This window comes from Pontibacter coccineus, from assembly GCF_030546575.1.
GTDB classification, from domain to species: Bacteria; Bacteroidota; Bacteroidia; order Cytophagales; family Hymenobacteraceae; genus Pontibacter; species Pontibacter coccineus.
In genome coordinates this window covers 226,417-240,197 of record NZ_JAUOTN010000004.1, presented here as the reverse complement: position 1 = coordinate 240,197, position 13,781 = coordinate 226,417, and the positions used below count along the sequence as shown (strand labels likewise).

General features: G+C 54.8%; 10 protein-coding genes. 9 read left to right on the top strand and 1 reads right to left on the bottom strand.

The genetic code is table 11. From position 1 onward, the window contains the following. Positions 1 to 50 precede the first annotated feature (50 nt). The 3 genes from Q4E40_RS11015 (at position 51) to Q4E40_RS11005 (ending at position 6,007) form a co-directional block, all read left to right on the top strand. Positions 51 to 3,086, top strand: a complete 3,036-nt coding sequence (locus tag Q4E40_RS11015; protein ID WP_303412159.1) for a SusC/RagA family TonB-linked outer membrane protein — start codon at positions 51 to 53, stop codon at positions 3,084 to 3,086. A gap of 27 nt (positions 3,087 to 3,113) precedes the next feature. Next, complete coding sequence (locus tag Q4E40_RS11010; RefSeq protein ID WP_303412157.1) at positions 3,114 to 4,631, top strand: SusD/RagB family nutrient-binding outer membrane lipoprotein; 1,518 nt, start codon at positions 3,114 to 3,116, stop codon at positions 4,629 to 4,631. Positions 4,632 to 4,711: 80 nt separating this feature from the next. Further along, positions 4,712 to 6,007 carry a PepSY-associated TM helix domain-containing protein gene (locus tag Q4E40_RS11005; protein ID WP_303412156.1) on the top strand — a complete coding sequence of 432 codons (1,296 nt, stop codon included), beginning with the start codon at positions 4,712 to 4,714 and terminating at the stop codon, positions 6,005 to 6,007. A 141-nt stretch (positions 6,008 to 6,148) separates the two neighbouring features. Here the strand turns inward: Q4E40_RS11005 and Q4E40_RS11000 are convergent, their stop codons facing one another. Beyond that, entirely contained in the window at positions 6,149 to 6,646 is a 498-nt protein-coding gene (locus tag Q4E40_RS11000) for a DUF4293 domain-containing protein (RefSeq protein ID WP_303412155.1), read from the bottom strand. Between the two features lie 64 nt (positions 6,647 to 6,710). On the opposite strand from Q4E40_RS11000, the gene Q4E40_RS10995 reads away from it, so the two are divergent. The 6 genes from Q4E40_RS10995 to Q4E40_RS10970 all read left to right on the top strand — a co-directional run bounded on the left by Q4E40_RS10995 (position 6,711) and on the right by Q4E40_RS10970 (position 13,760). Beyond that, positions 6,711 to 7,910: an acetyl-CoA C-acyltransferase gene (locus Q4E40_RS10995; RefSeq protein ID WP_303412154.1), complete on the top strand. Its 1,200-nt coding sequence runs from the start codon at positions 6,711 to 6,713 to the stop codon at positions 7,908 to 7,910. 137 nt (positions 7,911 to 8,047) lie between these two features. Continuing rightward, positions 8,048 to 8,509, top strand: coding sequence for a hypothetical protein (locus Q4E40_RS10990; protein WP_303412153.1), 462 nt, complete (start codon positions 8,048 to 8,050; stop codon positions 8,507 to 8,509). Positions 8,510 to 8,678: 169 nt separating this feature from the next. After that, on the top strand, positions 8,679 to 9,446 hold the full coding sequence (truA, locus tag Q4E40_RS10985; protein ID WP_303412151.1) for a tRNA pseudouridine(38-40) synthase TruA: 768 nt from the start codon (positions 8,679 to 8,681) through the stop codon (positions 9,444 to 9,446). 1 nt (position 9,447) lies between these two features. Continuing rightward, complete coding sequence (locus tag Q4E40_RS10980; RefSeq protein WP_303412149.1) at positions 9,448 to 10,755, top strand: cystathionine gamma-synthase family protein; 1,308 nt, start codon at positions 9,448 to 9,450, stop codon at positions 10,753 to 10,755. A 717-nt stretch (positions 10,756 to 11,472) separates the two neighbouring features. Further along, a complete protein-coding gene (locus tag Q4E40_RS10975; protein WP_303412148.1) occupies positions 11,473 to 13,242 on the top strand; it encodes an ABC transporter ATP-binding protein in 1,770 nt (589 codons plus the stop codon). Next, the gene (locus Q4E40_RS10970) at positions 13,239 to 13,760 is read left to right on the top strand and encodes a GyrI-like domain-containing protein (RefSeq protein ID WP_303412146.1); all 522 of its coding nucleotides are present in this window, start codon (positions 13,239 to 13,241) and stop codon (positions 13,758 to 13,760) included. The genes Q4E40_RS10975 and Q4E40_RS10970 overlap by 4 nt, the downstream gene beginning before the upstream one ends. The last annotated feature ends 21 nt before the right edge of the window (positions 13,761 to 13,781 follow it).

The following is a 13,781-nucleotide window of genomic DNA, read 5'->3' as shown; positions in this document are numbered from 1 at the left end:
AATTGCTATACCTGCAATCGCCTTACAGCAAAAAATATACTTCTTTAGATATGTTCAAACATTTACTGGCGTCGGCTTTCCTTATACTGATGACGCTCGGGGTTTCAGCACAGGACCTGGCCGTTTCGGGGCAGGTGACGGAACAGGCTACTGGCATGGCACTACCCGGTGTTACGGTCAGAGTGAAAGAAACCAACAACGGAACCACAACGAACCCGGACGGCGCTTTTCAGATCCGAGCGAAAGAGGGGGAGGTGCTTGTTTTCTCATACATAGGCTATGCCTCCCAGGAAGTGCCGGTAAACGGGAACACCGGTTCGCTGCAAGTGGAACTGCAGCCTGGCAACACACAGCTATCCGAAGTGGTAGTGACAGGCGCACTTGGCATCAAGCGGCCCGCCCGCGAACTGGGTACGGCCAGCGCCCAATTGAACACCGCCGAGCTGAACCAGGGCAAAGTGGTGAACCCCATCCTCGGGCTGGCCAGTAAGGTGTCGGGTCTGCGCATCAACATGTTCGACAGCAAAGTAGACCCGGATGTGCAGGTAAACCTGCGCGGCATACGCTCGCATACCGGCAACAATGCTCCGCTTTATGTAGTGGACGGTGTGCCTATACCTGACATCAACCGCCTCAACCCAAACGACATCGAAAGCATCAACGTGCTGAAAGGCGCCAACGCAGCTGCCGTGTATGGCTCTGACGGCGTGAATGGCGTGTTGATGATCACCACCAAAAAAGGCCGGGCAGGAACGCAGCGCATCACCTTCTCTAATACCACCACTTTCGACAAAATTTCCCGTCTGCCGGAGCAGCAAACAGAATTCGGGCAGGGCCTGAACGGCGTATACGATCCGCTGCAGTACCAGTCCTGGGGCCCACGTTTTGACGGGGAGGTGCGCCCGGTAGGACCTGTGCTACCAGACGGCAGCCAGTGGCAGCTGCCTTACAGCGCGCACCCGGAAGGTAGAAAAGCGTTCTTCAACACGGGCTTCACCACCCAAAACGATCTGAATTTTTCAGGCGGCGACGAGAAATCTACCTACTATTTCTCGCTGCAGGATGTGCTCACCAAAGGCATCATTGAAGGAGACAAAAACAGACGCTCCGGCGCCCGCTTCAACGGTTCCCGTTCGTTTGGCAAGCTGAGCACCAGCTACAACGTTAACTACGTGTTCAACAAGAGCGACGTAACCCAGAGCGAGCCTTGGTCCACGGTATACCGTCTGCCGGTCAGCCTGCCTTTTGCCGACCTGAAAGACTGGGAAAACACGCTGCATGCCAACCCGAACTACTGGTTCAGCACCAACCAGCCCAACCCATACTTCAACGCCGACAACCAGCGCACGGTAAACGAGCAGCAAACCCTGACTGGAAACATCGAGCTCAACTACGAGCTTGCCCCCTGGGTCAGCGCCATCTACCGCCTGGGCCTTTACAGCCGCAACACCGACACCCGCACCACGGTAGGCAAGTATACCTATACCACACTGGGTCGCACCAACATACCGGGTAGCGTGAACGATGCCACCAACACCTTTCGCCGCATCAACAGCGATTTCATCCTGGACCTACACAAAGACTTCGGCAAGTTCAGTACTCGTTTGCTGTTGGGCAACAACCTCCGCACCGACGACAGCAAGACAACCAACCTGAGCGCTTCGGCGCTGGTAGTGCCCGGCCTGTTCAACCAGGATAACCGTCTGGGGCAGCTGGGTGGTAAGTCCGGCATCAGCCAGAGAAGGCAAGTGGCGGTGTTTGGAGAATTGACAGCTGGCTACAACAACTACCTGTTCCTGACCTTTACCGGTCGCCAGGAAGCCGTGTCGGTGCTGAGCCCGGAGAACCGCAGCTACTTTTACCCGGGGGTGAGTTCGTCTTTCGTGTTCAGCGATGCCATACCTGCACTCAAAAACAACAGCACACTCTCCTACGGCAAGGTATACGCCTCCTACAACAAGACCGGTAACGTGGTAGTGGAGCCTTACCAATTGCAGAACGTGTACAGCCAGAGCAACGGCTTCCCTTACGGCAACCTGCCGGGCTTTAGCCTGGGCACTTCCGATGCCAACCCGAACCTGAAGCCTGAGTTTGTGACCTCGTTTGAAGTGGGTACGCAGCTGAGCTTCTTCCAGAACCGCCTGAACCTGGAGGCCGCCTACGTGGACGCCAGGACTACGGATGGTACCATTCTGGCTGACATCTCTGCCGGGTCAGGCTTTACATCGGCCTGGGTAAATGCCTTTAAGGCCAGCAACAAGATCATCGAACTCAACCTGAATGGGGACGTGATCCAGCGCGGAGACCTGTTGTGGAATGTGGGCGCCAACCTCACGCATATAAAGAGTGACGTGCAGGAGATCTACGGTGGCATCGATCAGCTGTTCCACTTCCGACAGAACTACCTGATCGTGGGCAAGCCTTACAACAGCTACCTGTTCAGCGACTACAAGCGCGACCCACAGGGCAGGGTGATCGTGGACCCGACTACCGGCAACCCGGTAAGCGGTTCGGAGCTGTACTACGGCGGCACCGGCACACCTCCTTACCAGCTCGGCCTGAACACCACTTTGCACTACAAGGGCCTGCAGCTGGGTGCGCAGTTTGACTGGCGCATGGGCGCCGTGGTCTACACCGAGGCGGCAGCCCGCATGATCTCAGACGGTACCAGCCCGCTCACCACACAGTATGGCCGCGAACCGTTCGTGATTCCCAACTCCGTGATCGAAACGTCTCCGGGCGTGTTCACACCTAACACCGAGATAAAGACCAAGGGCGACCGCAACTACTTTGCAAACCACTACGCCACCGTGCAGTCGAACTACGCGGTTAGCGCCGACTTCTTTAAACTGCGCGAGCTGAGCCTGAGCTATACCTTGCCCATGGAGTGGCTCGAAGGCCAGAACCTGGTGAAAGAGGCGACCATCGGGTTTGTAGGCCGCAACCTGTTCTCTGTCTGGGCAAAAGACAACATTTACAACGATCCGGAGTTTGTGTACGCCGGCGGAAGCAGCGAGGGCTACATGAGCTGGCGACACCTGCCGCCAACCCGCTCGTTCGGTTTCAATTTAAATGTGGCATTCTAAATAAGATCATTCTGCATACTTCGTGATATGAAAAAGTTATTCTTCTTTATCCTGATCGCGCTGGCCAGCACCGCTTTTACCGCCTGCGACAGCTTTCTGGATACGAACGTGAACCCCAATGCCCCGACCGATGTGCCGGTGGAGCAAAAATTGCCTAACGCGCTGGTGAAAACAGTGAACCTCGAAACAGGCGCCCTGAACCAACTTGGTGCGGTATGGGCAGGTTACTGGGCCAAGGCCACCGACGGTCCGGTGAACACTTCGCTGTTCAGGCTGGAGGAAACCTACGGTGTGGAGGCCATGTCCTTTGACCGCGACGGTCGCCCGATCTGGGAAGACAGCTATACCACCTTGGTGAACTACAAAGATATCGAGAACAGCGCCGCTGCCACCGGCGACCTGGCCTATGTAGGTATAGCCAAGATCATGCAGGGCTGGCACTTCATGCGCCTCGTGGATCTTTACAACAACGTGCCTTTCTCGGATGCCCTGCAGGGTAGCAAGAACGTAACGCCGAAGTACGAAGACGGACAGCAGGTATATGACAGTGCCATCAACCTGATCACAGCAGGTATACAGGACATCAAGGCAGCTCCGGCCTTGTCTAAAAAGCCTGTGACGGACGATGTAATTTTCAAGGGCAACCTGACACTGTGGGTGAAATTTGCCAATACCATTAAGCTGCGAGCCTTGCTCCGCCAGTCAGAGGCCGGAAGAGCAGGTTACATCAACGACGAACTGGCCAAGATCAGACAGGAGGGGAGCGGCTTTTTGGGTGCCGGTGAGAGTGCCCTGGTGAATCCGGGCTACCAGATTACGGCCGGGCTACAGAATCCTTTCTGGGATGCTTATTATCGCAACCAGGCCGGAGCACTTACCACCGGCTACAATACACTGCGCCCCACGGCATATCTGGTGCAGCAGTACAAAGAACGCAACGACCCGCGTCTGCCCAAGCTCTACCGCAGCGTGAACGGCGACTATGTAGGCGCGCCGCTCGGAGCAACGAGTGCTGACTTTACCATGGCCAAAACATCTGCTTTGCTGGGACCGAACGAGAACGGAAACCAGCCGGCGGGTTTACTCAAGAGCGCACAGCAGCCCTCTGTCTTGCTGTCTTCCTTTGAGAGCTTGTTTTTGCAGGCCGAGGCGGCCGAGCGGGGATGGCTGAGCGGGGCTGAGCAACTCTATGAGGAAGCCATCAGAGAATCGTTCAAATACATGACCGTGCCGGCAGCAGAATTTACAGTATATAATCTTCAGCCATCTGTTAACTTTGCACTTGCTCCGAACAAGATCGAGCGCATTATCGAGCAGAAGTGGCTGGCGCTGAACAGCATCAGCAGCATCGAAGCCTGGAACGACTTTAGAAGACTGAACTATTTGAGCAGGTTGCCGCAGTCGCTGCAGAGCCCGTCCGCTGACCCGGATTTCAGGCCGCGCCGCCTGACGTATCGCCAGTCGGAGGTATACACCAACAGCGAAGAAGTAGCCAAACAAGGGGCCATCGATCCATTCCGCTCGCGGGTATTCTGGAACAAGTAAACTAAACATAGCAACACAGTACCTTCCCTTCCTTGCCGGCAAAAGCAAGGAAGGGATTTTTAGCTAAACATCTCTCCATCATGAAGCAGAATCAAAAACCGAAATCGACCTGGCAAAAGGTGCGCAAGCTGTTCAATGACCTCCACCTGTGGATGGGCATCGCGAGCGGCTTGATCCTGTTTGTGGTCTGCCTGAGCGGCACGATCTATACCTTCAACACCGAGGTGCAGGAGTTTATGGAGCCGGAGAAGTTTACTGTGCAGGTAGAGGCGGGGGCTGAGCCCATGGCAGCTGAAGCGATCATTGCAAAAGTGGCAGCCGAGACGGGCGGTAAGGTGAGCGCTATTACCATACCTGCCGACGCCAGCCGCACCTACACCGTGAATGTGAAGAAGGAAGAAAAGGGTGGGGAAGGTAAAGGCGGTGAAGCCCGTGGCGGCGACAAAGGTGGCCGTGAGAAAAGTGGCGAGGGCAAAAAAGGCACTGAAGGAGCCGTAGCCAAAGGCGGCGGCCGGGGCACCAACTACCTGGTGAACCCCTACACCGCAGAAGTGATCGGCACAACAGAAAGCCCGACCTCCGAGTTTTTCATGACGATGTTCCGTCTGCACCGCTGGCTGTTGCTCGACACCGAAACAGGCCGTCCGATCGTGGGTTGGGCAACCGTTATCTTCACCCTGATCGTGATCAGTGGCTTGGTGATCTGGATTCCGCAGAAAGTGAAGAACTGGCGGCAAGGCCTCAAAATAAAGTGGAGCGGCAACTGGAAGCGCGTGAACCACGACCTGCACAACTCACTTGGTTTTTACTCATCTTTCCTGCTGCTGGTGATGTCGCTGACCGGCCTCACCTGGTCGTTTGAGTGGTACAAAGAGGGCTTCTTTAAAGTGTTGGGCGTAACGCCGCAAAAAGACCGCAAAGAAGAGCCGCTTTTCTCGACTGTGCCAACTGATCCAACGCAAGTTGCTACGCTTTCAATTGCGGACTACCTGAAGTCGGCCGATACCGTGCTGCCTTACAAAGGCGACTACCGCATTTCGTTTTCAACTGATTCAGCCGCTACTGTTTCCATCAACAAGAACAAAGTGGGCTTCTTCGCGCCCGCGGCTTCAGACAAACTGCAGCTCGACCAGTACAGCGGCGAGGTGCTGAAAGCAGAGATATTTGCCGACAAGCCGCTGAACGAACAGATCACGTCGTCTATCAAGCCACTGCACGTGGGCAACGTATATGGCACCTTCTCCAAGATACTTTACTTCATCGCCTGCCTCGTGGCGACCAGTCTGCCTATAACAGGCACGATGATCTGGATCAACAAGCTGCGCAAGAAGTCGAAGAAGGGTGCTATACCTGTGGCGAAAAGAGCGGTAGTTTAGAGGCGGTAGCTTAGGCTTTTTTTCTCGTTGCACTCGAAATGACAAGGTGGTTTTCACCACTCAGTACTCAACTTAAAAAGGAAGGGCTTCTGTACATCACAGAAGCCCTTCCTTTTTATGCATTTGGCAATGCGCTATACCTTAGCGCAGTCTGTCGACAGAGCGAACCAGGTCCTCGTCTTTTTTGATGAAGCGGTTAGCCAGGGCATTGAGAAACAGCGCTAGCACGGGCATGTAGAATCCGGCTTCGTAATTGCCTGCGTTACCGGCGGCCATTGCGTTGCCTACATAGTTGGCATAGTAAAATGAGGTGCCAAACAGCGCGATCAGGACCAGCGAGTTAATCAGGCCGAACTTCATCTGATTGAGGCGGCTCTTGTACTGGAAAATCTCATAGATGGCTACACCTGCGGCCACAATCGCGAGGATGCCAATGGCGATGGTGCTCGTGCCTGTCTGGGCGCCAGCCTGCACCGCCTCGCCCTGTTCGTTCACTGTCTGGAAAAACAGGTTCCAGGCGGTTAGCACGACTTCTTCACCGGTAGTGGCATCTACTTTAGACCAGATTGGCAAAAACAACAGGGATACCATGGCCACTACGATGAGGGCCAGAAATACGGTTTGAATTCTTTGTATCATAAGGGGGTTAATTTAACTTGCAAAGAGATGCAAAATTAGACAAAGACCTGTAAAACAAAAATTGATGAGCACAGCTTATATAATTGATATCGTTAGAACACCCGTTGGCAAGTTTACCGGAGCCCTCAGCAGCGTGCGCCCCGACGACATGGCAGCCTTCATTCTGAAAGAGTTGATGGCCCGCAATCCGCAGCTGGACCCGAGCCTGATCGAGGATGTGGTGCTGGGAGCTGCCAACCAGGCCGGCGAAGACAACCGCAACGTGGCCCGCATGGCGCTCCTGTTGGCCGGGCTTCCGCACGAGATCGGTGGCGTGACCGTGAACCGCCTTTGCGCTTCGGGATTGCAGTCCATCATCGACGCGGGCCGTGCTATAAAGAGTGGCGACGGTGATGTTTACCTGGCTGGTGGCGTGGAGAGCATGACGCGTGCCCCTTTTGTGATGGCCAAAGCCGAAACCGCTTTCGCCCGCACCCCTGAAATCTATGACACCACTATCGGCTGGCGCTTTGTGAACAACCAACTCTCGTCGCTGCACTACCCGTACAGCATGGGTGAGACGGCCGAGAATGTGGCCGAGCGCTACGGTGTTTCACGTGAAGCGCAGGACGAGTTTGCCCACAGCTCGCAGCTCAAGTACAAGGCCGCCGCCGAGGCAGGTAAGTTCAAAGATGAGATTATACCTATACCTGTTCCGCAGCGCAAAGGCGACCCGATTCTCTTCGACACCGATGAGCACCCACGGCTTTCTTCCGTGGAGAAACTGGGCACGCTGGGCGCAGCCTTCAAAAAAGGCGGCACTGTGACGGCGGGCAACGCCTCCGGTATAAACGACGGAGCGGCCGCTTCGCTGGTAGTGAGTGAGGAAATCGTGAAGCGCTTCGACCTGAAGCCAATGGCCCGCATTGTGTCGGCGGCAGTGGCCGGTGTAGAACCCGCATACATGGGCATGGGCCCGGTTCCGGCTACCCTGAAAGCCCTGAAACGCGCAGGCCTCACCATCAACGACATTGGTTTGGCGGAGATCAACGAGGCGTTTGCGGCGCAGGCTATACCTTGTGTGCAGGAACTCGGCATCAACCCGGAGATCGTGAACGTGAACGGCGGCTCCATCGCCATCGGGCACCCGCTCGGCGCCAGCGGTACCCGCATCTCAGCTACCCTGCTGCACGAGATGAAGCGCCGCAACAACGTGCGCTACGGTCTGGCCACTATGTGCGTGGGCGTGGGGCAAGGAGCAGCCATCATTTACGAGAAACTATAGTTATTTTTTATATCAGGAAAGGCCCTTCTGAAGCTTCAGAAGGGCCTTTTTCTTTTGCATAGTGTGCCGCAGTGGCTAACCGGATAGAAACTGGCACCTCCTTTGCCTACATTTCATCAAACCTAAAACAAAAGCTTATGAAAAAGTTGATGACACTGGTACTGGTAGGTTTGATGGCATTTGGGGCTCAGGTAGCCACCGCCGCCGACTACAATGGTGATAAAGATAAAGGCAAGAAAAAGGGCAAGCCCTCTTTTGTAGAGGAGAAACACCGGGCGCATGCCGAGTGGAAGCGGGAGAAGGAGTATGAGAAGGCCCGCAAAAAGGAATACAAAGACCGTGATGACGACGATGATCGTTGGGAGGATAGAAGAAGAGATGACGAGCGTTGGGAGCGACGAAGAGAAAATGAGAGAAGAGATGATGATCGCTGGGAACGACGAAAAGAAGACGAGAAAAGAGCAGAACGGCAGGAGCGTGAGCGCTGGGAGAAGCGGGATGAGCAGCGCCGCAATCGCAGCCTGGGCGAAATTCTGCAGGAAGGTGTGAGAAACGGCGATATCGGTAATCGCTCCCCTGATCCCAGCCACAGAAACTAAACAACCTTTTGCTATAACGATACTAGTGTAGAGCACACAGTTTCACCCTTTGCAGAGGGCACTCCTGATGGGAGTGCCCTTTCTGTTTTTATAAACTATGAGGCGTGGCCTGCAGTAGTTAGGTGTACTAATTTTCTCTCACTGTTGTCAGGAAATCTTATCTTTGCCCATGCGGTATTTTCTGGAAATCGCCTACGACGGCACTCGTTTTCATGGTTGGCAGGTGCAGCCCAACGCACTCTCTGTGCAGGAAGTGCTCGACGATTGCCTGAGCAAAGTGCTGCGGCAGCCTATCAGTTCCACGGGCAGCGGCCGTACCGATACGGGTGTGCATGCGAGTCAGCAATTCGTGCATTTTGATGTGGAACAGGAGTTGGATCCCGAGCAAGCGGTCTACCGCTTCAACCGCCTCTTGCCGGCTGATATCGTGGCGAAGAACCTATACCTGGTTACCGACGAGGCCCACGCCCGCTTCGACGCCTTTGAGCGTACCTATCACTACCACATCACACTGGCCAAAGACCCTTTCAAAAGATACTACGCCACTTACCTTCCGCGTTCCGTGGATGTGGCGCAGATGAACGAGGCAGCAGCCGTATTGCTTCGTTACGAGGATTTTACGACCTTTAGCAAAGTCAAAGGCGACACCAAACACTACCGCTGCAACATGTACGAGGCCGTATGGCGACAGCAGGGCGACGAGCTGGTGTTCACGATCCGGGCCAACCGCTTCCTGAGAGGTATGGTGCGGTTGGTGGTTGGCACCTTGCTGGACGTAGGGCGCGGCAAGCTCACGGTGGCCGACTTTGAGCGGATTGTGGCCAACCAGGACCGCAGCAAGGCCAGTGGGGCAGCTCCCTCCGAAGGGCTATACCTGGCCAAGGTGTCGTATCCGGAGCATATTTTCAAGACATCACCCAAAACAAACCCTTTATAGCATGCAATTACCAGAAGACCAGAACGGTCCACACCTAAACGGCAAACACCTGCGCCCCGAAAGCTTGATGATGAGCTACGGGTACAACCCGGAGTGGTCAGAAATGGCCGTGAAAGCGCCGATCTACCAGACGTCTACTTTCGTTTTCAAGAACGCGGAAGAGGGCAAGGCCTTTTTTGAACTAGCGTATGGCCTGCGTGAAAAGCACGCCGAAGAACAACTTGGCCTGATCTACAGCCGCCTCAACAACCCCGACCTCGAAATCCTCGAGAACCGCCTCCGCTTCTGGGACGGTGCCGAAGAGGCAGCCGTGTTCGCTAGCGGTATGGCCGCCATCAGCACCACGCTGCTAGCCTTGCTTAAGCCAGGTGACCTGATCCTGCACAGCGAGCCTATTTACGGCGGTTCGGATTATTACATCAAAAACATTCTGCCCAAGTTCGGCGTGAAGAGCATGGGCTTCCGGGCCAACACTCCGATAGAGGAGGTAGAGCAAATGCTCGAGGAATCAGGTATGGCCGACAAACTGGCGATGGTATACCTGGAGACGCCAGCCAACCCGACCAACCATTTGGTGGATATCGAGGCCTGCGCCGCCATGGCCAGAAAACACTCCACTGCCGACAAAAAAGTAGTGGTAGCCGTGGACAACACCTTCCTGGGCCCGGTGTTCTCGCACCCGCTCAAGCACGGCGCCGACCTGGTGCTCTACTCCGCCACCAAATACATCGGCGGCCACTCCGACCTGATCGCTGGTGCCTGTGCCGGTCCGGCCGACCTGATGAAGCAGGTGAAAGGCATGCGTACGTTCATGGGTTCCATGGCGAGTCCGTGGACAGGCTGGATGCTGATGCGCAGCCTGGAAACGCTGAAAATCCGCATGGAGTGTCAGGCCCGTGGCGCTGAAGTAGTAGCCGCCTATCTGAAAGAGCACCCGAAAGTAGACAAGATTTACTTCCTGGGCTACCTGCAGGACAACCCGCAGCAGCAGGCTATTTACGACAAGCAGTGCAAAGCGGCAGGCTCTATGATTTCATTCGACATCAAGGGCGGCGAGAAAGAGGCCTTCACCTTCCTCAACAACCTGAAGCTGATCAAACTGGCCGTGAGCCTGGGCGGCACGGAATCGCTGGCTGAGCACCCTGCCTCCATGACGCACTCCGATATCTGTCTGGCCGACCGCGCCGTGATGGGGATTGGCGAAGGTATGGTGCGCATTTCGGTAGGCGTGGAGCATCCAGAGGATATTATCTCTGACATTGCGCAGGCGCTTGAGAAAGTAGCTATACCTGCGGAAGCGGAGGTATAGGTATAAGACATAATCTGGTTAAAGCCCTTCTCTGGTTTTCTGGGGAGGGCTTTTTTGTGCCTTCAGGAGTAATCGCTATACCTGATAAATCCCGAAAATCCTGATGCAAAAACCATTAACTTTGCAAGCGGTTAGCATGTAGTATCCGTAAGGGTATAGCTACGGCTGGTCTGTGGGCCTATGGCGCGAGCGTCCTCGCTCGTGTCTGCTATGGTGGGGCCTCTGGCCCAGGTATAGGTATAGCAAACAGTATTGTTTTATAGTTTCGCCTGTGCGGCGGGCACTTACTTTTTTCCTTGATGAAAAAAGTAAGCAAAAAAATCAAGACGCTTTTGAACTCGCTGACCGCTCAAACAAAAAATCGTCAAAAGCGCACCTGGCACCATTGTCAGTTTCATAGCCAGTGTGCAAGTTAGTCTTGCTATACCTGCCGGTGGTTATTGCCACAAGGGTTATACCTTGGAATGGCAGCAACTGATTCCACGCCTTGGGCTACTGAGAACGAGAATTCGAAAGTAGCCAACGAACTCTGAGGAGTTAGGGGTGGTTGGACCCGGTCTAGCAAAACATGACCAGCAGCTACAAGGCTTTTTACTTGTAGAATGGTAATAGCTAATTCCCCTCTGGGGGTAGGGGCCCTCGACAAAAGGAGGGGTAGGGGTGGGTAAATCATACCTATGATCAACCACTCCAAAAACAGAAAACAGAACAACGAATTTGGAAGATAAACCACAAAATACAGGCAAGGTATTCGATGCGGACGTGATCCGGCGGCTCTTCACCTTTGTGAAGCCGTACATCCGGATCTTCTACTTCATCGTGTTCCTGACGTTCGCCTCGGCTATACTGGCTGCGGTGCGCCCTTTCCTGATTCAGTATACCGTGGACCAGGAAATCCTGCAGAACGACTGGGAGGGCCTGAACAAGATGTTCGTGATCCTGGCGGTGCTCTTGGTGGGGCATGCCATCGTGCAGTACCTCCATACCTATTTCGCAGGTTGGCTCGGGCAGCACGTGGTGCGCGACATCCGGGTGCAGCTCTACCGCCACATCCTCAAACTGCGCCTCAAGTTCTTCGACCGCACGCCCATCGGCACACTCGTAACCCGCAACGTGTCGGATGTGGAAACACTCTCGGATGTGTTCAGTGAAGGACTGGCCGCCATGATCGGCGATATCCTGCAGCTGGTCTTCATCCTGGGCTTCATGTTCTACATCGATTGGGAGCTGGCGCTGGTCAGCCTGTCTACTTTCCCGATCATGCTCATCAGTACCTACATTTTCAAGGAGAAGATCAAAGACACGTTTCAGGATGTGCGGACGGCCGTGGCGCGGCTCAATTCGTTTGTGCAGGAGCATATCACAGGTATGAGCATTGTGCAGATCTTCAACAACGAGAAGCGCGAGATGGAGAAGTTCAAGGAGATCAACAAGGAGCATACCCGCGCAAACGTACGCTCTGTGCTGTACTACTCGGTTTACTTCCCGGTGGCGGAGATCATCGGTGCGGCCGGTTTGGGCCTGCTGGTATGGTATGGCGCCCACGGCGTGATCGACAACGACGTGTCGCTGGGTACGCTGATGGCCTTTATCCTCTACATCCAGATGTTCTTTCGCCCGATCCGCATGATCGCCGATCGCTTCAACACGCTGCAGCTGGGCGTGGTGAGCACCGAGCGCCTCATGCGCCTGCTCGACAGCAAGGAGATGATCCCCGACAATGGTGATTATAAACCCGAGAAGATAAATGGCAACGTGAACTTCAAGGATGTGTGGTTTGCCTACAAAGACGAGGACTGGGTGTTGCGTAACATTTCGCTCAACGTGAAGGCGGGCGAATCGGTGGCCTTTGTGGGAGCGACGGGTGCCGGCAAGACCTCGATGATCAACCTGCTCAACCGTTTCTACGATATCAACAGCGGCCAGATCCTGATCGACGGACACGACATCAAAGCGTACGACCTGGATGTGCTGCGCCATCACATCGGCGTGGTGTTGCAGGATGTATTCCTCTTTTCGGGCACCATCGCCGACAACATCAGCCTCGGTAACAAAGCTATTACTGAAGAGCAGATGTGGCATGCCGCCGACCTAGTGGGCGCCCGCAAATTCATCGAGCGACTGCCGGGCGGCCTGCACTACCAGGTAATGGAGCGTGGGGCCACCTTATCAGTGGGGCAGCGGCAGCTGATCTCCTTCGTGCGGGCCATGGTCTACAACCCCGAAATCATCATCCTCGACGAGGCCACCTCCAGCGTCGACTCTGAGACTGAAGAACTGATCCAGTACGCCATCGACCAGCTCATGCACGGGCGAACGTCCATCGTCATCGCCCACCGTCTGTCTACCATCCAGAAGGCCGACAAGATCATTGTGATGGACCGGGGCGAGATAAAGGAAATGGGTAACCACGAGGAATTACTGCGCCGCGACGGTTACTACGCACAACTCTACCACATGCAGTACAAAAACATGATCGACCTATGAACAAGAAATTCTTGTTAGTGATGCTGGTACTCTCCTTCATCGTGGCGGCTTTTTATGCCTATCTGGGAGGTTTCAGCTCAGCTAATGTATCAGAAGCCAGTTCAACGCAACTATATGTGGCAGGCCGCGCCTTCCATGGTTCTGTAAACGACAGTGGAATCAATGACGCTTTCCGGAGAGCCGCCGAGGTGCTCGACAAAAAAGAACTGGAAGGTATGCTGGGCAACATTTACTACAACAATCCCGAGGGGCGGGCCGATAGCGTGAATGCTTTTATCGGGGTGGTTATACCTGACAGCACCATGCAGATCCCTGCCGACTACGAACTGCGGGTAGTGCCCGCCGGCCGACGTGTCCTACGTGGCGAAGTGAACGCCCATTACATGTTGGCCCCAAACAGACTCTACGAAGCCATTTTTAACTACGCCAAGGAGAAGAATTTGGAGCTGGAAACCTTCTACGTGGAGTGGTTTCCCGATGACCACCGGGGCCTGGTGGAGGTTCCGATTCAGGACTAGCTTGCAGGTATAGATTATCTC

Bases quoted from the DNA above. Each gene is read 5' to 3' on its own strand.
- Q4E40_RS11010 (WP_303412157.1), top strand. From the start codon at position 3,114: ATGAAAAAGTTATTCTTCTTTATCCTGATCGCGCTGGCCAGCACCGCT.
- Q4E40_RS11015 (WP_303412159.1), top strand. From the start codon at position 51: ATGTTCAAACATTTACTGGCGTCGGCTTTCCTTATACTGATGACGCTC.
- Q4E40_RS10970 (WP_303412146.1), top strand. From the start codon at position 13,239: ATGAACAAGAAATTCTTGTTAGTGATGCTGGTACTCTCCTTCATCGTG.
- truA (WP_303412151.1), top strand. From the start codon at position 8,679: ATGCGGTATTTTCTGGAAATCGCCTACGACGGCACTCGTTTTCATGGT.
- Q4E40_RS10990 (WP_303412153.1), top strand. From the start codon at position 8,048: ATGAAAAAGTTGATGACACTGGTACTGGTAGGTTTGATGGCATTTGGG.
- Q4E40_RS10980 (WP_303412149.1), top strand. From the start codon at position 9,448: ATGCAATTACCAGAAGACCAGAACGGTCCACACCTAAACGGCAAACAC.
- Q4E40_RS10995 (WP_303412154.1), top strand. From the start codon at position 6,711: ATGAGCACAGCTTATATAATTGATATCGTTAGAACACCCGTTGGCAAG.
- Q4E40_RS11005 (WP_303412156.1), top strand. From the start codon at position 4,712: ATGAAGCAGAATCAAAAACCGAAATCGACCTGGCAAAAGGTGCGCAAG.
- Q4E40_RS11000 (WP_303412155.1), bottom strand. From the start codon at position 6,646: ATGATACAAAGAATTCAAACCGTATTTCTGGCCCTCATCGTAGTGGCC.